Here is a 19976-nt window from a genome sequence, read left to right as displayed (position 1 = left end):
CAGTGAAAGTGAATAGGAGCGCTATTGCTGAAATTAAAAAAAGCAGGCAGGGGCTTGTTGGAAGCCTGTTTATTATGGCTGATATTGTGAAGCAATTCACCATCAGGAGGTTCGGGCCCGGTGAAACTCAGGGAAGTGCAGGCCATCCTCGAAGCTGAGGTCTTTACCGGGGCCGATAAACTGGACCTGGAAGTAGAGGCCGGTTTTGGTTCCGACCTGATGAGCGACGTCCTGGCCTTTGCCTCCGGCCGGGTACTCCTCCTGACAGGTTTAACCAATACCCATGTTATCCATACCGCAGCCATGATCGACGCCGTGGCCATCGTCTTCGTCCGGGGAAAGAGGCCGGATAAGAACCTCATCCAGGCTGCTGCAGACAGGGGCCTGCCTCTCCTGGGCACCAGGTTGTTGATGTATGACAGCTGCGGCCGCCTCTTCCAGGCGGGGCTGAAAGGTTGTTCCAGGGAGGTTGGTGATGATCAGGCCGTGACCGCCAGCTGGGAAAGCGAGAAAACGCGAAAGGGAAAAGAGGCTGATACGGCACCCCATGGCGCCATGCCGGCGGGAAGGGAGAGGCAATAGAAGGGTGCTGCGAGGAAAGGCTTCAACAGGTAGGGTTTACTGGAGATACAGAAAGCCAGCCTGAACCAGCCGGAGTGGTTACCTTGAAGGATAATATACCGTCCCTGGAAATGTCCTTTCCCGTCCGGGCGCGTGATTTCCTTGCCGGAGGGGACGGGGCGGCGCGCATTCGCCAGGTCCTGCAGCAAGTAGGGTTTCCACCGGCGATTATCCGGCGGGTAGCAATAGCCGCCTATGAGGCGGAGATGAATATCGTTATCCATTCTTTTGGCGGCGAACTGAAGGCCAGTATTACTCCCGCGGCAATTACCATTACAGCCCTTGATTCCGGCCCGGGAATACCCGATATTGACCTGGCCATGCAGGAAGGCTATTCTACGGCTCCACGGGAGATCCAGGAGATGGGTTTCGGGGCAGGTATGGGACTGCCTAATATCCGCCGCTGTGCCGACGAATTGGAAATAAAGTCGGCGCCGGGTCAGGGTACTACCGTTAACATAATTATTTATAATCGCTGAAGGCGGTGGCGCGGTGGGTTATTTCCATTCCGTACGCCTGGAAGAGGATAAATGTAAAGGCTGTACCAACTGTATCAAACACTGCCCTACAGAAGCCATCCGGGTACGGGAAGGCAAGGCGCGCATTATCCAGGAGCGCTGTATCGACTGCGGCGAGTGTATTCGCATTTGCCCAAACCATGCCAAGATCGCCGTAGGCGATGATCTGACGGCTCTGGCTGCCTATAGCTACCGGATCGCCCTGCCTGCTCCAGCCATAATCTCGCAGTTTGCCGGTCAGGCGGACCTGGAACATATCCTGGGTGCCCTGGTAGCCCTGGGATTTGATGCCGTTTACGAAGTTGCCCTGGCGGCGGAAATAGTAGCCCGGGCAATCAGGCGGTACCTGGATGATTATAAGGGTAAAAGACCGCTCATTTCCCCGGCCTGTCCGGCGGTGGTGGGCTTGATCCAAGTGCGTTTCCCTTCCCTGGTAGAGCAGATTTTACCCCTGGCCACCCCTATGGATGTGGCCGCAAGATTGGCCCGGGAAGAAGGTATGTTGGCAACTGGATTACCATCGCAAGCTATCGGCACCTTCTTTATTTCCCCTTGCCCGGCCAAGATTACTGCTGCGCGCCAGCCTCAGGGGGGGCTGCCGGGCCCTGACAGAGTCATTCCCCTGGCCGCCATATATGGTGATATCCGTCAGCGCCTGGCTACCGCTGTACCTTATCCCTCCCGTGCTGGAGCTGCCGGTTACGGGTGGGGCCACAGTGGTGGCGAAAACGCCAGCATCGGCGGCCGGCGTTTACTGGAGGTAGATGGTATCCACCATGTCATTGATGTCTTCACCCGTATTGAAGCGGGCGACTTCGAGGACATTGAGTATATTGAAGCCCAGGCCTGTCCTGGCGGTTGTGTCGGCGGCGCCCTCATGGTGCACAACCCTTACCTGGCGCGGCTGGAACTGAGGCAACTTGTCCGTGGTATGCCGTCGGCACCCGCAAACCTGCCGGAAGCCGGCGCCAGTCTGGTCGCAGCTCCGATACAGCCACGGCCGTCCCTCCAGCTGGATACCGACCTGGCCACCGCCATCGAAAAGATGCAACGCCTGGAAGCCACCCAGGGTATGCTTCCCGGTCTGGACTGCGGCTCCTGTGGCTCGCCCAGCTGCCGCGCCCTGGCCGAGGATATTGTCCGGGAAGAAGCTCAGGATACCGACTGCGTCTTCGTTCTTCGCGACCGGGTGCGCGTCCTGGCAGAAGAGGTGGTAGAACTGGCGCGGAAACTGCCGCCGTCCATGGCCCAACCGGAAAGGAGAAATAAAGATGAAACTCCGGGAAATAGTTGAACGCTTGAATTTACAGGTTCTGGCAGGAGAGAAGGCCCTGGACAGGGAGGTTAGTACCGGTTACTGTTCTGACCTGATAAGCGATTTCATGGCCAACGGAACACCCGGTTGCCTCTGGCTGACTCTCCAGACGCACATGAATGTAGTGGCCGTGGCCCTCCTGACCGGGGCGGCCGGGGTGGTGTTCACTGGAGGGCGGGGAATCCCTCCGCAAGTCTGCCAGAAAGCTGAGGTGGAAGGATTACCTCTCTTGCATACACCCTGCCATACCTTTGAAATAGCCGGGCGTTTATACCAGCTGCTATATAATGGGAAATAGGATCTTATGGCTCTTTATCGTGCCGACCTCCATATCCATACAGCCCTGTCGCCCTGTGCCGGCGAGGAAATGACACCGCCCCTGATTGTAGCTGCGGCTTTAAAAGCGGGGCTCCAGCTCATTGCCGTAACCGACCACAACAGCGCCGGCAATGTGGCTGCCGTCCAGGAAGCAGCCCGGAATACCGGGCTTATAGTCCTTGCGGGGTTGGAAGTCCAGACAAGGGAGGACGTGCACCTCGTTTGCCTCTTCGATACAGCGGAAGAGGCTCTGAAGTGGCAGGCGGAAGTTTACCGTCACCTCCCTGCTGGAGAAAACCGGGAAGATTATTTCGGCCTCCAGCTTCTTCTGGATGCTGCTGGAAGAGAGATAGGCCGGGAAAAAAGGCTTCTCCTGGCGAGCATTGGGCTGGGGGTAGAGGAAGTGGCCAGGGAGATAATGAAACGGGGCGGCTTATGCCTGCCGGCCCATGTGGACCGACCATCATACAGCCTGCTGGCGAATTTAGGTATTGTTCCGCCGGGGATGCCGGTGGTAGCCATGGAACTGGGCCTGCTGAGCCCGGCGGCCGCCCGCAAGAAGTTCCCAACCGTGGCCAATTGGCCCCTGGTGGCCGCTTCCGATGCCCATTACTTAAATGACATTGGCCGGCGGATTACCGAGTATGAGCTAGAGGTAGTAAATATAACCGCCCTGAGTCATGCCCTGCAACAACAACAATTCAAGGTGATGCTTGATGCAGGGAGGAACAAATTCAGATAAATAACACATTGAATTCGGTATTTTGTTAATACCGGACATAGAGCTATCTTAAAAACCGGCCAATATGAAGCAACAACCGGAGGGAAGGGTGCGCCACGGATATACCATAAGAGCCGGGAATAGCTCAGAATTTCCTAAGTAACACCGCTACTATCAAGGTCAAAATACAGGGAGTTGGAGTTGCAATCAAAAACTGGTTACACCAGTCCGCTGCCGAACTCTGCCTTCCGACTTCCTGCATCTGCATTCTAACTTAAGGGGGTTTTTTACCATGGAAACCTGTCAATGCGAAGCCAAATGGGAGGAACTCGAGAAGATTATCGCCGCCCACCGCGGCCAACCCGCCGACCTCATCGAGGTCCTCCACCAGGCCCAGGACCTTATCGGGTACCTGCCCCGCCAGGTCCAGGTGGCCATCGCCGATGGCCTGGGAGTGTCCCTGACGGAAGTCTATAGCGTCATTTCCTTCTACCACCACTTTACCGTCAAGCCCAAGGGTAAATACCAGATTTCCGTCTGCAAGGGGACGGCCTGCTACGTTAAAGGCTCCCCGGAAATCCTGGAGCGCCTGGAGAAGGAGCTGGGGATCAAAGCCGGGGACAGCACTGACGACGGCAAGTTCTCCCTGGAGGTTGTCCGGTGTCTCGGCGCCTGCGGTCTGGGACCTGTTATGACCGTCAACAAGCGCGCCCACGGGCTGCTTAAACCGGAAACGGCGGTAGACGTATTAAAGCAGTACCAGTAAAGCCATGGAAGAGTTGGCCCTGCATATCCTTGATCTCCTGGAAAATGCCCTGGCCGCCGGGGCGCGCCGGATCTTCATTACCGTTGAAGAGGATGCGGGCCGGGACCTGTTGACCATCGAAGTCCGGGATGACGGGCGTGGTATGGAGGCCGAAGCCTTACAAAAAGCCCTGGATCCCTTTTACACCACCCGGGCTACACGCAAAGCAGGTCTGGGACTGTCCCTCTTTCAGGCTACGGCGGCCCAGTGTGGCGGAAACGTTGCTCTGGAATCGCGGCCCGGGCAGGGGACCCGGGTGGTGGCTACCATGCAGCTGAGCCATCCGGATCTGCCGCCTTTGGGCGACATGGGAGCGACCATAGCCGCTGCTTTGAGCCGGGAAGAACCGGTAGAGCTTGTTTATTACCACCGCCGGGGTCAGAAGGAATTCAAGTTTTCTTCTACCTGGCTGCAGCTCCACCTGGGGGAGATACCTTTAAACTGCGGGCCGGTCCTGGACTGGGTCCAGCGTTATATCAATAAAGGAGTGGCAGAATTGTACGGAGGTGAAGGTAAGTGATCAAGTCCCTGGAAGAACTGCAAAAAATCAAAGAAACCCAGCTGGAAGCCATCCGCCTGCGGGAGGCAGGTCAAAAAGCTAAAATTGTCGTCGGTATGGGCACCTGCGGCATTGCCGCGGGCGCGCGGGAGGTTATGAGCGCTATCCTTGACGAGCTGGGGAAGCGGCGCCTTACCAATGTAGCCGTCACCCAGACGGGATGTATCGGCCTCTGCGCCCAGGAACCCCTGGTGGATGTTATCCTGCCGGGGAAAACGCGGGTGACCTACGGTAAGGTGGATGCCAACAAGGCGCGGCAGATAGTCGCCCAGCATGTAGTCAACGGCATTGTGATCAGCGAATGGGTTGTTAACAGGGGGGAAGAGTAAATGGATTTTTATCGCGCCCACGTATTGGTTTGCGCCGGTACCGGCTGTACGGCTTCGGAAAGCCCGGCAACTAAAGAGGCCCTCATCCGGGAGCTCAAGGCCCGCGGCCTTGATAAGGAAATCCAGGTCGTCGACACCGGTTGTTTCGGTTTCTGCCGGTTCGGCCCCAATATGATGGTTTACCCGGAAGGGGTTTTCTACACCCAGGTCCACCCGGAGGATGTCCCGGAGCTGGTGGAAGAACACTTTATCAAGGGCCGGGTGCTGGAACGCAAGCTCTACAAGCAGCCGGAGACGGAAGCTGCCGTCAAGGCCTTTGAAGAAATTCCTTTCTTCAAGCACCAGGTGCGCATCGCCCTGCGCAACTGCGGCCTCATTAATCCCGAATCCATTGATGAATATATTGCCCGCGACGGCTACCAGGCCCTGGGTAAAGTCCTGACTTCCATGACCCCCGGCGAGGTAATCGATGTTATCAAGAAGTCCGGTCTGCGCGGCCGGGGTGGCGGCGGGTTCCCCACCGGCCTCAAATGGGAGTTTGCCCACCGCTCGCCGGGACCGGTTAAGTATATCGTCTGCAATGCCGACGAGGGCGACCCGGGGGCCTTTATGGACCGCAGTATCCTGGAAGGCGATCCCCACGCCGTCCTGGAGGGTCTGGCCATCGGGGGTTACGCCATCGGCGCCAGCCAGGGTTATATATATGTGCGCGCAGAATACCCGATTGCTGTGAACCGGTTGAAAATAGCCATCCAGCAGGCGCGGGAGAAGGGTCTCCTGGGCAAGAACCTCTTTAACTCCGGCTTTGATTTTGACATCGATATCCGCCTGGGCGCCGGCGCCTTTGTCTGCGGCGAAGAAACGGCGTTGCTGGCCTCCATCGAGGGGCGCCGGGGCGAACCGCGGCCGCGGCCGCCATTCCCGGCCGTATCCGGTCTCTGGGGCAAACCCACGGTCATAAACAATGTCGAGACCCTGGCCAATATACCGACCATTATCCGCGAGGGCTGGGAATGGTTTGCCAGCATCGGTACCGAAAAGAGCAAGGGGACCAAGGTCTTCGCCCTGGCCGGGAAGATTAACAACAACGGCCTGGTGGAGATCCCCATGGGCACCTCCTTGGGAGAGGTTATCTACGACATCGGCGGCGGCATTCCCGACGGCAAGAAGTTCAAGGCGGCCCAGACGGGCGGGCCATCGGGCGGCTGCATCCCGGCCGAATACTTGAACACCCCCATTGACTATGAATCCCTGACGGCCCTGGGCACCATTATGGGTTCCGGCGGGCTGATTATCATGGACGAGGACACCTGCATGGTGGACCTGGCCAAGTTCTTCCTGGACTTCGTTAAGGACGAGTCCTGCGGCAAGTGTACTCCCTGCCGTATCGGCACTACTCGTATGCTGGAAATTTTGGATCGTATTTCCAAAGGCGAGGGCAAAGAGGAAGATATCGACCTGCTCGTGGAGCTGGGTCAGCAGATCAAGGACACGGCCCTCTGCGGCCTGGGCCAGACGGCGCCCAACCCGGTTCTGAGCACCATTAAATACTTCCGGGATGAATACCTGGCCCACATCCGCGATCACCGCTGCCCGGCCAGCGTCTGCGCGGCCCTCTTTAACTCGCCGTGCCAGAATACCTGCCCGGCCAACGTGGATGTGCCCATTTACATCGACCTCATCCGCCAGCGGCGCTTTGCCGAGGCCTACGAAGTTATCCGGCGGGAGAACCCCTTCCCGGTTGTCTGCGGCCGGGTCTGCAACCATCCCTGCGAGGGCAAGTGCAACCGGGCCAAGATCGACCAGCCCCTGGCCATTCGCGAACTCAAGCGTTTTGCCGCCGACTATGCCATGAAGCTCAACGGCCAGCGGCCACGACCGCAAGTTGCGCCGCCCAACGGGAAAAAGGTGGCTGTAATCGGCGCCGGCCCGGCGGGCCTGACGGCAGCCTACTACCTGGCCATGAAGGGTTACAGCGTAACTGTTTTTGAAGCCCTACCGGTGGCCGGCGGCATGATGGCCGTGGGTATTCCTGAATACCGCCTGCCGAAGAAAACCCTCCAGGCGGAAATTGACACCATACTGGAACTGGGCGTGGACCTGCAGGCGGGTAAGGCCCTGGGCCGCGATTTCAGCCTGGACGACCTGAAAGCCCAGGGGTTTGCAGCCGTTTTCGTGGCCATTGGTGCCCATAAGGACCAGAAGCTGGGGGTACCGGGCGAGGAGCTGGAAGGCGTTTATGCCGGAGCCACCTTCTTGCGGCAGCTTAATTTAGGCCAGGCACCGGACTTAAAGGATAAAGTGGTGGCCGTCATCGGCGGCGGTAATGTGGCCATGGATGCTGCCCGCTCGGCCCTGCGCCTGGGGGCCAAAGAGGTCCACATCGTCTACCGCCGCCAGAAAGACGATATGCCGGCCCTCCGCGAAGAGATCCACGAGGCGGAAAAAGAAGGCGTGAAGATCACCTGTCAGGCCAGCCCGGTCGCCATCCTGGGTGAAAACGGCAGGGTTACGGCCATACGTTGCGCCCGTATGCGCATGGGAGAATTTGACCGCAGCGGGCGGCGGCGCCCCGTCCCAATCGAAGGAGCTGACTTCACCCTGCCGGTGGACGTGGTCATTGCTGCCATTGGCCAGACGGTGGATCCGGGAAGTATCCCGGACGGGGTAGAAGTAAGCCGCGCCGGTACGGTGGTGGCTGACGAGAAGACCGGTGCCACCAGGTTGCCTGGTGTCTTTGCCGGCGGTGACTGCGTGTCCGGGCCGGATACCGTTATCGGCGCCATTGCGGCCGGCAAGCGGGCGGCGGCGGCCATTGACCGGTATCTCGGCGGTGACGGCGTGATTGTACCTGAGATGGAAATTAAACGCCAGCGGACGGCGCCGGTGGTTGAAGAAAAGACGCCGCGGGAAGTCGCGCCAAGCCTTGACCTGGCAGAACGGCTGGCGGGCTTTGCCGAGGTAGAGCTGGGTTATGACCTTGAGGCCGCGGTAGCCGAAGCGTCCCGCTGCTTGCGTTGCGACGTGCGGGAATAGGCGGAAGATAGGAGGCGAAGAAGTTGAGTACCGTGAAGCTGACCATTGACAACATCCCGGTTGAAGTTGAGGCCGGTACTACTATTTTAAAAGCCGCTGAAAAGGCGGGCATCCACATTCCCACCCTCTGTTACCTGGAGGGCATCAACGAAATCGGCGCCTGCCGCGTCTGCGTGGTGGAAGTGGAAGGGGCCAGGAACCTGATGGCCTCCTGTGTGGCCCCGGTAGCCGAGGGAATGGTGGTAAAAACTAATAGCCCCAGGGTCAGGATGGCCCGGCGCCTGAATGTGGAACTGCTCCTGTCCAACCACAAAATGGAGTGCCCAACCTGCATCCGCAACCTCAACTGTGAACTGCAATCCCTGGCCCAGGAACTGGGGATCCGGCAGATCCGCTTTGAGGGTAAAAAGAGCGAGTATCCTATAGATGATTCCACACCGGCTATTATCCGCGAGCCCGACAAGTGCATCCTCTGCCGCCGCTGCGTGGCCGTGTGCGAAAAGGTCCAGGGGGTAAAGGCCATCGCCCCCATGGGCCGCGGCTTTGATACCGTCATCGCCCCGGCCTTCCAGGATAAACTTCTGGACATCGCCTGCGTCGAGTGCGGCCAGTGCACCCTGGTTTGCCCGGTGGGGGCATTGTACGAAAAGGATTATACCAACGAGGTCTGGGCGGCCCTGGCCGATCCGGAGAAGTTCGTCGTCGTCCAGACGGCTCCGGCTACCCGCGTGTCCATCGGCCAGGAATTCGGCCTGCCGCCGGGGAGCATCAATACCGGCCAGATGGTAGCGGCTTTAAGGCGGCTGGGCTTTGACCGGGTCTTCGACACCGATTTTTCCGCCGACCTGACCATTATGGAAGAAGGCTCCGAGTTTATCGAGCGCTTTACCAAGGGTGGCCCCCTGCCGTTGATTACTTCCTGCAGCCCGGGCTGGATCAAGTTCATGGAACACTTCTATCCTGAATTCATTCCCAACGTATCTACCTGCAAATCGCCCCAGCAGATGTTCGGCGCCGTGGCCAAGACCTTCTATGCCCAAAAGGCGGGTATTGACCCGGCCAAAATGGTAGTAGTTTCCATCATGCCCTGCACCGCCAAGAAGTTCGAGTGCCAGCGGCCGGAGATGCGGGACAGCGGTTACCAGGACGTGGACTATGTCCTCACCACTCGCGAGCTGGCGCGGATGATCAGGGAAGCCGGGATTGACTTCCGGAACCTTCCGGAAGAGCAGTACGACGATCCTTTAGGCGAATCCACCGGCGCAGCGGTCATCTTCGGCGCCACCGGTGGGGTTATGGAGGCGGCCTTGCGCACCGCTTATGAGTTGATTACGGGGAAAACGCTGCCCTCCCTGGATTTCTATGATGTCCGGGGCCTTAAGGGTATTAAGGAAGCCACCGTGGATATCGAGGGCACCAAAGTCCGGGTGGCGGTGGCCCACAGCCTGGGCCATGCCCGGCAGCTTTTAGAGCGGGTCAAGGCCGGGGAGCAGTACCACTTCATTGAAATCATGTGCTGCCCCGGCGGCTGCATCGGCGGCGGCGGCCAGCCCATCCCGACCAACACCGAGATCAGGGAGCAGCGTATCAAGGGCATCTACCAGGCCGACGTCGAGATGCCTATCCGCAAGTCCCATGAGAACCCGTCTATCCAGGCCCTTTATCGCGAGTTCCTGGGCAAACCTTTGAGCGAAAAATCCCATCATCTCCTTCATACCCATTACACGCCCAGGGGAAAATATTAGGGTGCGCGTAGACCTGGCTGGACCACCTTGCTTTCTGTAAATGTTTAAAGAGGGATAGACCAGTGCGATATCCTGCGGTCTAACCCTCTTTTATTATTGCCTTAATTTATACAAAGGAGTAAAATTCTACAGGGACGCCCTTCGTATTTTTATTCATGGGTCCTTGAACGAGGCTGGGAGGTAGGACGCTGGTACAGATTGCCAGTAACGGCCTTCCTTCCGGTAGGCTTACTGGTAGCTGTAAGTAGCCTAAATTATGGGGGGCACACCTGTCCGGGGAAGTTAGCGTGGCCGCTGGAGTTTTATCCCGGCCTTCCACTTATTACCGTTAAATAAGTTGAGGTGCGATTATGAAAGCACAAGAGGCAAAGGAAAAGATGAACAGGGTTGATCTCGTTGGTATAGGCGACAGCCTGACCTGGGGCTACCCCTTTGGTCCGGAGGCTTCATGGCTGGACCTGGCAGGCCGCGCCACCGGCCTGGTGGTGGTAAACCGTGGCATTAGCGGCGAAACCACGGGCGAAATGTTGGCCCGTTTCGACCAGGATGTTGTCCGGCTCGCCCCCCGGGCGGTGACCATTATGGGAGGAACCAACGACGCCTGGGCAGGATTGGCCGTTACAGAAGTAATCAATAATGTCCGGGCCATGGTGGATAAGGCGCTGCGGTCCGGCATCCAGCCGGTAATGGCCCTGCCGCCGCCACTCTGCCAGACGGGTTCAGATATCCCCGTGTCTTTCCTGGAGAAGATGGCCGCGCTGCTTGCGGCTTATCGCGACGCCTGCCGGGACCTGGCCCTGTCCGAGGGTTTAAAGCTTCTTGACTTTTTTACCCCTCTCCTGGAGCCGGGCACGGGTTGGGGTAAAAGGGAATACTTTGTTGATGACGCCCATCCCAGCCGCCCGGGTTACCAGGTCATGGCCGGGGTGGCGGTCCCTTTGTTCCGGCAGCTAAAACAGCAAGCCTGATTGAAACGGTGCTTCATCATTTATCATTATTGTGAACGCGCGGCAGGTCTGGGGCACCGGGCGGGCATAGTTCTACCCTTTCTTTTTCTATATCCTGCAAGGCCTGGTACCAGTAGCGGGCCAGTTTTGCTTTCTCCTGAGGTGTCAGTTCAGAAAGGCGCTTAAATAAATCTGCAAACAGGGGATCGGCAAGAAAAGTCCTGCCGTCAGGCTCCTGGAGAAAAAAGGTTGTTTTTCGCTGCTTTTCATCCTGGGGTTCATAAGATACAGGATGGGGAGAATCAACCCGCCCCAGGAGAAAATCGACGGATACCTTAAAAAAATCCGCCAGCTTCTGCAAAGTTTCGGCATCGGGGGAACGCTTATTCCTTTCATACATAGCAATGGTGCTCTGACCCATGTTGAGCCGGCGGGCCATTTCTGCCTGGGTTAAGGCTTTTTCTTTACGTAAAGCTGCTAATCTTTCGCCAAGGGTTTTCATGATAGACCCCCAGTTGACTTATAAGCTAAAAGATTTAACAACAATAATTTCGTTCATGTAGGTCAGCTAACTACTGCCAATTTAACACTCTTTGTGATAGCGTACAATATTATATCACTAATTGTGATATCAATTCATCATCCCTTGACACAAATTGCAAAACGTGATTAAATTATTACTGGCAGGAGCTTTTCCTAACCATATATGGTGATCTCTATGCGAAATGAAAAAATGTACCAGTTACGCCGGGAACGCGGCCTCACCCAGAAGAAGGTGGCAATAGCTGTAGGGATAACCCAGAGCGCCTATGCCATGATTGAAAGGGGCCAGCGTTATCCCAGAAAGGACACCATGAAGAAACTGGCCGATTTTTTCGGTCTTACGGTAGATGAGCTGTTTTTTAGCAACAATAATCACGAATAGTGATAATCCCGCCTGTTTAGTCAATGGCGTACACCCAGTGTACCTCCTTTTTTGAAGCTACCTTGCTTAATTTTTAAGGTAGCTTTTCTTTTGCTGCGCTATATTAACACTGACGCTAATTCAAAAATCCGTCTCGCCATCCGGCCACATGTATTGTATAATAGATAAAGAAAAATGGTGCGGTTAAGGGTGGTATATCGTGGAAATAGTGAAAACCATCACAGGTAAATGTCGTATGTGCTACGCCTGCATCCGTAACTGCCCGGTCAAAGCGATAAAAGTAGTTGAAGGCCAGGCGCGGGTAGTGCCGGAGTTGTGCATAGCCTGCGGCCACTGTGTCCAGGTCTGTGCCCAACAGGCCAAGCTGGTGGAGCAGGAAATTGCCAAAGTAGAGCAATTTCTGGCCTCCGGCCGGACCATTGCCTGCCTGGCGCCTTCCTTTGTGGCCGAATTTCACCCGGCCTGGCCTGGGCAGGTTGTGGCGGCTTTGAAGCAGATGGGGTTTGCCGAAGTCCATGAAGTGGCCTTTGGCGCCCATCTGGTCACCCTGGAATACCGCCGCTACCTCCAGGAAGTCGGGGAACGCCAGGGCTTGATCAGTACCCCCTGCCCGGCAGTAGTCAACCTGGTCAGCAAGTATTATCCCCGCCTTTTACCCCAGCTGGTGCCTATAGTATCACCCATGATCGCCCTGGGCCGTTATCTTAAAACAAAGCTCGGGCCAGATAACCGCCTGGTCTTTATCGGCCCCTGTGTGGCTAAAAAAGGCGAGGCCGTGGACGATGAAGTGGCCGGTGCTATCGACGCCGTTCTTACCTTCCTGGAACTCAAGGAAATGCTGGCTGCGCGGCAAATCGACGTCTCTTCTTGCGGCAATCTCGATTTCGACAGTGAACCGGCCTACCTGGGCCGGTTGTACCCTGTAGGCGGCGGCCTGCTCAGGAGTGCCGGGATTGATGCCGACATCCTGGCCAACCAGGTCCTGGTGATAGAAGGCCGGGAGGACTGCCTGGAATTTTTGAAGGCCGTTAACGAGGGTAAAATGATGCCCAGGATGGTAGATATGCTCTTCTGTAAGGGCTGTATCAACGGCCCTATGCAGGAGAATAAATTTTCCTCCTTCCGCCGGCGCAAAATTGTAGCCGAATTTACCCGCCAGGGATTGGAACAGGCAAAACCCCAACCCCTGAACCTGGAAGGTTTAAATCTACGCCGGGAATTCCATGATAAAACCGTATTCTTCCCCCGTCCCAGCGAGGCTGACATCCGGAGCATCCTGGCCGAACTGGGTAAACTTACTCCGGAAGACGAGCTTAACTGCGGTGCCTGCGGCTATCCTTCCTGCCGGGAGAAGGCTATAGCCGTCTACCACGGCCTGGCCGAAAACCGCATGTGCCTGCCCTATCTCATCGCCCAGCTGGAAAAAAGCAACCTGCACCTGCGCCAGGAGCTGAAGGTCTTCCAGGGCCAGTTCGGCCAGCTGGTAGGTAATAGCGCCGCCATGCAGGAAGTCTACCGCTTGATTGAAAAGGTGGCCAAAACTGACGCTACCGTACTCATCCGTGGGGAAAGCGGTACCGGTAAGGAACTCGTGGCCCGGGCTATCCACTACCACAGCCGCCGTAGCGAAGCGCCCTTTATCAGCATTAATTGTGCCGCCCTGCCGGAAACTTTGTTGGAAAGCGAGCTTTTCGGCCATGCCCGGGGCGCCTTCACCGGGGCGGTGACGGCCAAAAAAGGGCTTTTTGAAGAAGCCCATGAAGGCACAATTTTCCTGGATGAAATCGGCGATATCAGCCTGGGACTACAGAGCAAACTTTTACGGGTCCTCCAGGAAGGGGAATTTTTGCGGGTAGGGGAAACGAGGCCCACCCGGGTCGACGTCCGAGTGCTCGCGGCCACCAACCGCGACCTGGAGAAGGCCGTCAAAGAAGGTTCCTTCCGGCCCGAACTTTTCTATCGCCTCAATGTAATCAGCATCTGGCTGCCGCCCTTGCGGGAACGGCGGGACGATATTCCCTTGCTCGCCAGGCATTTCCTGGAAAAGATCAGCCGGCGCCTGGGCAAAGAAGTTACCGGCTTTACCAGCGAGGCCATGGACGCCCTGGTCCGGGCCGATTGGCCGGGCAATGTCCGGGAACTGGAAAATGTCATTGAGCGGGCGGTAATTTTAACTGAAGGGAAAAAAATCGAACTCGGCGATCTGCCGCGCCAGTTCCGCAATCTGGCAAAAGGCACTTCGGGCTGGGCCTATACCAGGGGGATGAGTTTCAAAGAAGCAGTGACGGCCTATGAAACTAACTTGATACTGCAGGCCCTGGAAGAAAGCCAGTGGGTCCAGGCCCGGGCAGCAGAAATTCTGGGCCTGAAGCGAAGTACCCTTAATGAAATGATCAAGCGTTATAAACTGAGGCCCACGAAAAAATAGCCAATACAAAAAAACGAACAGAGTTCAAAAATTTGAATAGAGAAAAAGTCATATTTTCTAAGCTATGGAGCGCTTTAAATTCAATTATTTGTATAGATGCACCGGATCCCGGCTCTGTAAAAGAGACGACTTTCGCAAGGCCAATCAAGGCGCGAAGGCCGTTTTTTTATGCCCTGGCACGGAAATTGCATAATATTAATAGTGAAGGGAAGTACAAAAAACCGTTCGGGAGGGATTTTCGACCACTGGGAAGGCAAAAATAACTTTGTAGCCAGCGAATGACGCAACTGTTAAAAAAGTGTGGTAAAATAACTCTAGCAAAATGAATTTCAAAAGGGAGGCGTTAACAATGGCTCAGGTTTTAGCCAAGGTGGAATACAAACGGGTACTGCCAGCCCTGACGGTTAACGAATTAAATGAGGCTTATGCTCGCCTGGATGAACGTTATAACTGCCTGCGGTCCAACTGGGAGTGGTTTGTTGGTGCTGCTTATTCACCCTATGATAAGGCCCAGAGCCGGGTGGAGCAAAACTAGAATGGCTAACTACCGGGGAGAGTTTACGCCGGGAGCGGGAAAATATTCGCTGCCGGCGTTTTTTATTGCCTTTCCTGGCGGTATAATATGCCTTGAGGTGGCACTATGACAAAAGTAGAACTCATGGCACCGGCCGGCAGCCCGGAGGCCTTAAAGGCAGCAGTAAGCAATGGCGCTGACGCTGTTTACCTTGGCGGGAAACAATTCAATGCCCGGGAAGGAGCGGCAAATTTTTCCCGGGAAGAAATCCTGGCGGCTATCGATTACGCCCATGAGCGCGATACCCGCGTTTACGTAACCGTCAATATTCTCCTGGCAGACAGAGAGCTGGCGCAGGCCTTAGATTACCTCTATTTCCTGGGTAACGCCCGGGTGGACGGCATTATTGTCCAGGACCTGGGGCTGGCGGCCCTCGCCAGGCGGCTCCTGCCTGAACTCCCCCTCATTGGCAGTACCCAGATGACGGTCACCAGCGCCGCCGGGGCTAAATATTTACAGGAGCAAGGTTTCAAGCGCGTCGTCCTGGGCCGGGAGTTATCCCTGACCGATATTAAGGCCATCAGCCGCCAGGTGGAAATAGAACTGGAGGCCTTTGTCCACGGCGCCCTCTGCTTTTCTTATTCCGGCCAGTGTCTGCTCAGCAGCATGGTGGGAGGGCGCAGCGGTAACCGCGGCCGCTGCGCCCAGCCCTGCCGTCTGGCCTATACCCTGGTGGATGAAAAAGGGCGGCCTCTGGAATTAAAACCGGAACACCTTTTAAGCACCCGTGACCTCTATACCCTGGACCGGGTACCGCAGTTAATAGCTGCCGGGGTTAAGGCTTTTAAAATTGAAGGGCGGATGCGGCGTCCCGAGTATGTGGCCGTAGTTACCAGGGCCTACCGCAAGATTATTGACCGTTACCTGGCCGACCCGGAAGGCTTTCAGGTATTGCCGGAAGAGGCAATGGAAGTAGCCCAGATCTTCAACCGCGACTTTACCCCGGGTTACCTGGATGGGGACCCGGGAGCTGAGCTAATGAGCTATGGCCGGCCCAGCAACCGCGGCCTTTACCTGGGACGAGCTGGCCGGCGCCAGGGCGAGCGTTTCCTTGTTCATCTGGAAGCTCCCCTCCGCCAGGGGGACGGTGTGGAAGTCTGGGTGAGCCGGGGCGGCCATCAAGGACTGGTGGTGCACCACATCTGGCAGGGGGGAAGGGAGGTAACCTTCGCCCCGGCAGGGACAACGGTGGCCCTGGAACTGCCGCCGTCCACCAGGCCCGGGGACCGCATTTTTAAGACCAGCGACGTGGAACTCCTGAAGGAAGTCCGGCGCACCTATACCTCACCCCGGGAAGAGCGACGCCTGCCCCTGACCATGAAAGTTGAGGCCCGGGCGGGAGAACCTTTAAAGCTGGAGGTTGTTGATCCCCAGGGGCACCGGGTCCAGGCCCGGACTTCTGTGTACGCTGAGGTGGCGGAACGCCACCCCCTGGATGAATCTGTGCTGGCAGAGCAGCTTGGCCGCCTGGGCAATACCCCTTACCGGCTGGCTGAACTAACTGCCAGCCTGGCGGAGCCGGTGATGGTGCCTTTAAGCGAGTTAAACCGTGTCCGCCGGGAGGCTATCGAGAAGTTACGCCAGGTGCGCCTGGCAGCGTGGCCCCGGCGGGTGCCGCCGGAAGCAGAATTTCGGCAAGGCCTGGAAAGGCTCCTGTCCCGGAGGGGGCGGGAAAGGCAGGGGGCCAGGTCGGTGGCGTGCAAGGGGCACGATCCGGGGAACGAGGGTGTATCCTCAGCCGGAAGGCAGGGCCCGCGAAGGGTGCCGCGCCTGTCAGTGGCCGTGGGCGACCTGGAAGGAGCCCGGGCCGCCCTGGCGGCCGGGGCCGGGCGGGTTTATCTCACCGGCGAAGTCTGGCAGGGGAAAGAACCCCCGCAGGAGGCTCAGCTGCAGGAGCTAATGACTGCAGCAGGAGAAAAAGGAGCGGCGGTCATCCCGGCCCTGCCGCGGATCTGGCATGAGACCGAAGCAGCAGCCGTGGCCCGGCAGCTTGAAAGGCTGGCTGCTGCCGGAGCCAGCCTTTTCCTCGTTGCTGGACCTGGCGGCCTGCAAATTATAAAGGAATACGGTCTTGCCGGGTGGGGCGACTATCCCTTCAATGCCTTCAATACCTGGTCTCTCAAAGCCTTAGCCGGAGCAGGGCTTAAAGGCGTAACCCTTTCCCCGGAGATGAACCTGGAGCAACTGCGGGAACTGGATCCCCCTTTACCGGTGGAAGCTGTTGTCCACGGGGCTTTGCCCCTTATGATTTCGGCCCACTGCGTTCTGGGGGCGCGCCTGGGAGGCAAAAGGCCTGGCCGGGCCTGCGCCGCTCCCTGCCGGCGGGGACGCTACGGTTTAAAAGACCGTCTGGGCCTGATTTTCCCGGTCACCACCGACCGGCAGTGCCGGTTTTATTTATATAATGCCAGGGAAATGAGCCTCATGGATCATTTAGAGGAAATTACCGCCCTGGGCCTCGACTGGGTGCGGATCGAAGCCCGGGAAAAGCCTCCCGGTTATATCCGGCGGGTGACGGGCCTGTATCGCGAGGCCCTGGCCGCCCTGGAGATCGGGGAAGGAGGGGAGAGCCTGGCTGTTCTGGCCAGGGAAGCAGAAAACCTGGCTCCTGCCGGCATCACCCGCGGCCATTATTTCCGGGGAGTAATAGAATAGCCAGGTCCGGGTTTCCTGTTGATCCCGACTGCCGGGATGGTTATCATCAGGTCGGAGAAAAGAAGAGATGGGGGCAGCAATGGTTGAATAAGACCTTCTTAAAATTGGAACTGGATAAAATCCTACAGCGGTTGGAGGAGAAATGTGTTTCATCCCTGGGAGCGGAGCTGGCCCGCGCTCTGCAACCGGTCCGGGACCTGGAGGAGGTCCGCAACCGCCTCAAGGCCACCAGTGAGGCGGAGCAGGTGTTGCGGCGTTACCCTGACATACCCTTCAGCAATATCCATGATATCCGGCCGCAAGTCGCCCGGGCGGCTGTGGGCGGGCTCCTGGAAGAGGAAGAGTTGTTGCAGGTGGCCGCCACCCTGAGCGGTGGGCGGAGAGTGCGGCAGTACCTCCTGAGCCAGGACGGCAACTGGCCGGTGCTGCGGGAAACAGCTAACAGGATTGGTGATTTCCGTGACCTGGAAAAGGCCATCGGCCAGGCTATTGGTCCCGACGGCGAAGTTATGGACCAGGCAACGCCGCGGCTTCTAGCCTTGCGGCAGCAGATACGTAAGACCCAGGAGAAGATCAAAGAACGCCTGGACGGCTACCTCCGTTCAGCGGAAATGCAGAAGTATCTCCAGGATAACCTGTATACCATCCGCAATGATCGTTACGTCCTGCCGGTCAAGCAGGAGTATCGCCACCAGGTACCGGGTTTGATTCACGACCAGTCGGCCAGCGGGGCGACGCTATTTATCGAGCCCATGGCCATGGTAGAGCTAAATAACGAACTTCGCCGCTTGAAGATGGCCGAAGCCAGGGAAATCGAGGCCATCCTGCGGCATTTAAGCAACCTTATCGGCCGGGAGAAGGAGAGACTGGAAATTACCCTGGCCGCCCTGGGTGAACTGGACTTTACCCTGGCCAAAGGATACTTAAGCCGGGAGATGGCGGCCGTAGAGCCGCGGTTGAATAATGAGGGACGCTGGCGTATCAACCGCGGCCGGCACCCTTTGCTGCAAGGAAAAGTGGTGCCCGTCAGCCTCACCCTCGGCGAAGATTTTGATACCCTGGTCATTACCGGTCCCAACACCGGCGGCAAGACGGTAACTTTAAAGACGGTGGGCCTATTTACCCTTATGGCCCAGTGCGGCCTGCACCTGCCGGCGGCCGAAGGTACGGAAGTCGACCCTACGGCCGCCGTTTATGCCGATATCGGCGACGAGCAGAGCATTGAGCAGTCCTTAAGTACCTTTTCAGCCCATATGGCGCAGATTGTTTCTATTTTAAAAGAGGTAACACCGGGCAGCCTGGTTCTCCTGGATGAACTGGGGGCCGGTACTGACCCGACAGAAGGGGCGGCCCTGGCCATGGCCATTCTGGATTACCTTACGAATGCCGGGGCCAGGACGATTGCCACCACCCACTACAGCGAACTGAAGGCCTATGCTTATGCCACCCCGCGGGTGGAAAACGCCGCCGTCGAGTTTGACAGCGAGACCCTCCAGCCCACTTACAACCTGATCATCGGTACTCCGGGTGAGAGCAACGCCTTTGTCGTTGCCTCCCGTTTAGGGCTTTCACCCGCCATTATTGAACGGGCCCGGAGCCTCCTTGGCGAAGAAAACCAGCGCGTCAGCCGCCTGATAGCCGGCCTGGCTGAAGACAGGCGAGTGAGTGCCCGGGAACGGGAGCAAGCCGAAATTCTGCGCCGGGAGGCTGAGAAGGCCAGGGCTCAACTGGAGAAGGAAAAAGAAGTATGGCAGCAGCAGGCGGCCAGGCAAATGGAAAAAGTACGCCAAGAAGCCCGGGGTATCTTAAGGCAGACCCGGGCGGAGATCAGGGCAATCATGGCCCGCCTGGAAAAGGCCATGGCTGAAGAAAATCTGCGCGGCCAGCAGCAGGCGGTAGCCAGAGCGCAGCGGCAACTGAAAGAGCTGGAAGATGCCGTGGAAGCCGGGCTGAACCAGTATCAGCCCCCCGCCAGCAGCCAACCACCGGAAAACCTCCAGGTAGGCGACAAGGTTTTCCTTGAGACCCTGGGTCAGGCCGGAGAAGTTCTCAGTCCTCCTAACGAGCAGGGGGAAGTCCTGGTTCAGGTGGGTATTTTGAAAATAAATGTTAAATTAAAGGAACTGCGGCTGATAGAGACGGAAGCCAAGGCAGGGCCTGAAAGGGAGGATCTCAGGAACGGCTGGACAGTAAAGGCAGTAAGCAATGAGGATATCAGGCCGGAGATCGACCTGCGGGGGCTGACGGTAGAAGAAGCCTGTCACCGGGTCGATGCCTACCTGGATGATGCCGTCCTGGCGGGGTTAAACCAGGTGCGTTTAATCCACGGTAAAGGCACCGGCGCCTTAAGGGTAGCCCTGCAGGATTACCTGCGGCAGCACCCCCTGGTCAAAGGCTTTCGCCTGGGTGGGGCCGGCGAAGGCGGCAGCGGCGTCACCATAGTGTATATTAGCCGCTAAAAAGCCCCGGGCTATTAGCCC

The 19976-nt window shown here is 57.4% G+C and carries 17 protein-coding genes; 16 read left to right on the top strand and 1 reads right to left on the bottom strand.

The window, feature by feature from the left end; translation table 11 throughout:
• Positions 1-120: 120 nt before the first annotated feature.
• From MCACP_RS09625 to MCACP_RS09575, 11 genes are all read left to right on the top strand, one after another.
• On the top strand, positions 121-582 hold the full coding sequence (locus MCACP_RS09625) for a hypothetical protein (protein WP_406676562.1): 462 nt from the start codon (positions 121-123) through the stop codon (positions 580-582).
• Positions 583-692: 110 nt separating this feature from the next.
• Positions 693-1100 carry an ATP-binding protein gene (locus tag MCACP_RS09620; protein ID WP_406678732.1) on the top strand — a complete coding sequence of 136 codons (408 nt, stop codon included), beginning with the start codon at positions 693-695 and terminating at the stop codon, positions 1098-1100.
• A 13-nt stretch (positions 1101-1113) separates the two neighbouring features.
• Positions 1114-2433 carry a [Fe-Fe] hydrogenase large subunit C-terminal domain-containing protein gene (locus MCACP_RS09615; protein WP_406676561.1) on the top strand — a complete coding sequence of 440 codons (1320 nt, stop codon included), beginning with the start codon at positions 1114-1116 and terminating at the stop codon, positions 2431-2433.
• Positions 2411-2752: a DRTGG domain-containing protein gene (locus tag MCACP_RS09610; protein ID WP_406676560.1), complete on the top strand. Its 342-nt coding sequence runs from the start codon at positions 2411-2413 to the stop codon at positions 2750-2752. The genes MCACP_RS09615 and MCACP_RS09610 overlap by 23 nt, the downstream gene beginning before the upstream one ends.
• Positions 2753-2758: 6 nt before the next feature.
• Entirely contained in the window at positions 2759-3514 is a 756-nt protein-coding gene (locus MCACP_RS09605; protein ID WP_406676559.1) for a PHP domain-containing protein, read from the top strand.
• Between the two features lie 271 nt (positions 3515-3785).
• Positions 3786-4259, top strand: a complete 474-nt coding sequence (locus tag MCACP_RS09600) for an NAD(P)H-dependent oxidoreductase subunit E (RefSeq protein WP_406676558.1) — start codon at positions 3786-3788, stop codon at positions 4257-4259.
• Between the two features lie 4 nt (positions 4260-4263).
• Positions 4264-4818, top strand: coding sequence for an ATP-binding protein (locus MCACP_RS09595; RefSeq protein ID WP_406676557.1), 555 nt, complete (start codon positions 4264-4266; stop codon positions 4816-4818).
• Positions 4818-5186, top strand: coding sequence for a (2Fe-2S) ferredoxin domain-containing protein (locus MCACP_RS09590; protein ID WP_406678731.1), 369 nt, complete (start codon positions 4818-4820; stop codon positions 5184-5186). Before MCACP_RS09595 ends, MCACP_RS09590 begins: the two co-directional genes overlap by 1 nt.
• A complete protein-coding gene (gene nuoF, locus MCACP_RS09585) occupies positions 5187-8222 on the top strand; it encodes an NADH-quinone oxidoreductase subunit NuoF (RefSeq protein WP_406676556.1) in 3036 nt (1011 codons plus the stop codon).
• 23 nt (positions 8223-8245) lie between these two features.
• Positions 8246-9967, top strand: a complete 1722-nt coding sequence (locus tag MCACP_RS09580) for an NADH-dependent [FeFe] hydrogenase, group A6 (RefSeq protein ID WP_406676555.1) — start codon at positions 8246-8248, stop codon at positions 9965-9967.
• A gap of 350 nt (positions 9968-10317) precedes the next feature.
• The gene (locus MCACP_RS09575) at positions 10318-10935 is read left to right on the top strand and encodes an SGNH/GDSL hydrolase family protein (RefSeq protein ID WP_406676554.1); all 618 of its coding nucleotides are present in this window, start codon (positions 10318-10320) and stop codon (positions 10933-10935) included.
• 16 nt (positions 10936-10951) lie between these two features.
• On the opposite strand, the gene MCACP_RS09570 is transcribed toward MCACP_RS09575, so the two are convergent.
• Positions 10952-11416 carry a helix-turn-helix domain-containing protein gene (locus tag MCACP_RS09570; protein WP_406676553.1) on the bottom strand — a complete coding sequence of 155 codons (465 nt, stop codon included), beginning with the start codon at positions 11414-11416 and terminating at the stop codon, positions 10952-10954.
• 216 nt (positions 11417-11632) lie between these two features.
• Here MCACP_RS09570 and MCACP_RS09565 point away from each other — a divergent pair, with 216 nt between their 5' ends.
• From MCACP_RS09565 to MCACP_RS09545, 5 genes are all read left to right on the top strand, one after another.
• Complete coding sequence (locus tag MCACP_RS09565) at positions 11633-11839, top strand: helix-turn-helix transcriptional regulator (protein ID WP_064774358.1); 207 nt, start codon at positions 11633-11635, stop codon at positions 11837-11839.
• A 199-nt stretch (positions 11840-12038) separates the two neighbouring features.
• Entirely contained in the window at positions 12039-14267 is a 2229-nt protein-coding gene (locus MCACP_RS09560; protein ID WP_406676552.1) for a sigma 54-interacting transcriptional regulator, read from the top strand.
• A gap of 349 nt (positions 14268-14616) precedes the next feature.
• Positions 14617-14802, top strand: a complete 186-nt coding sequence (locus MCACP_RS09555) for a hypothetical protein (protein ID WP_141265109.1) — start codon at positions 14617-14619, stop codon at positions 14800-14802.
• A gap of 105 nt (positions 14803-14907) precedes the next feature.
• Entirely contained in the window at positions 14908-17496 is a 2589-nt protein-coding gene (locus MCACP_RS09550; protein ID WP_406676551.1) for a DUF3656 domain-containing U32 family peptidase, read from the top strand.
• A gap of 83 nt (positions 17497-17579) precedes the next feature.
• Entirely contained in the window at positions 17580-19955 is a 2376-nt protein-coding gene (locus MCACP_RS09545; protein ID WP_406676550.1) for an endonuclease MutS2, read from the top strand.
• Positions 19956-19976: the final 21 nt, after the last annotated feature.

This window comes from Neomoorella carbonis (genome assembly GCF_045278715.1).
Taxonomy (GTDB): Bacteria; Bacillota; DSM-521; order Neomoorellales; family Neomoorellaceae; genus Neomoorella; species Neomoorella carbonis.
Note: the sequence above shows the minus strand (reverse complement) of the source record. Positions and strands in the feature narration are given on the sequence as shown.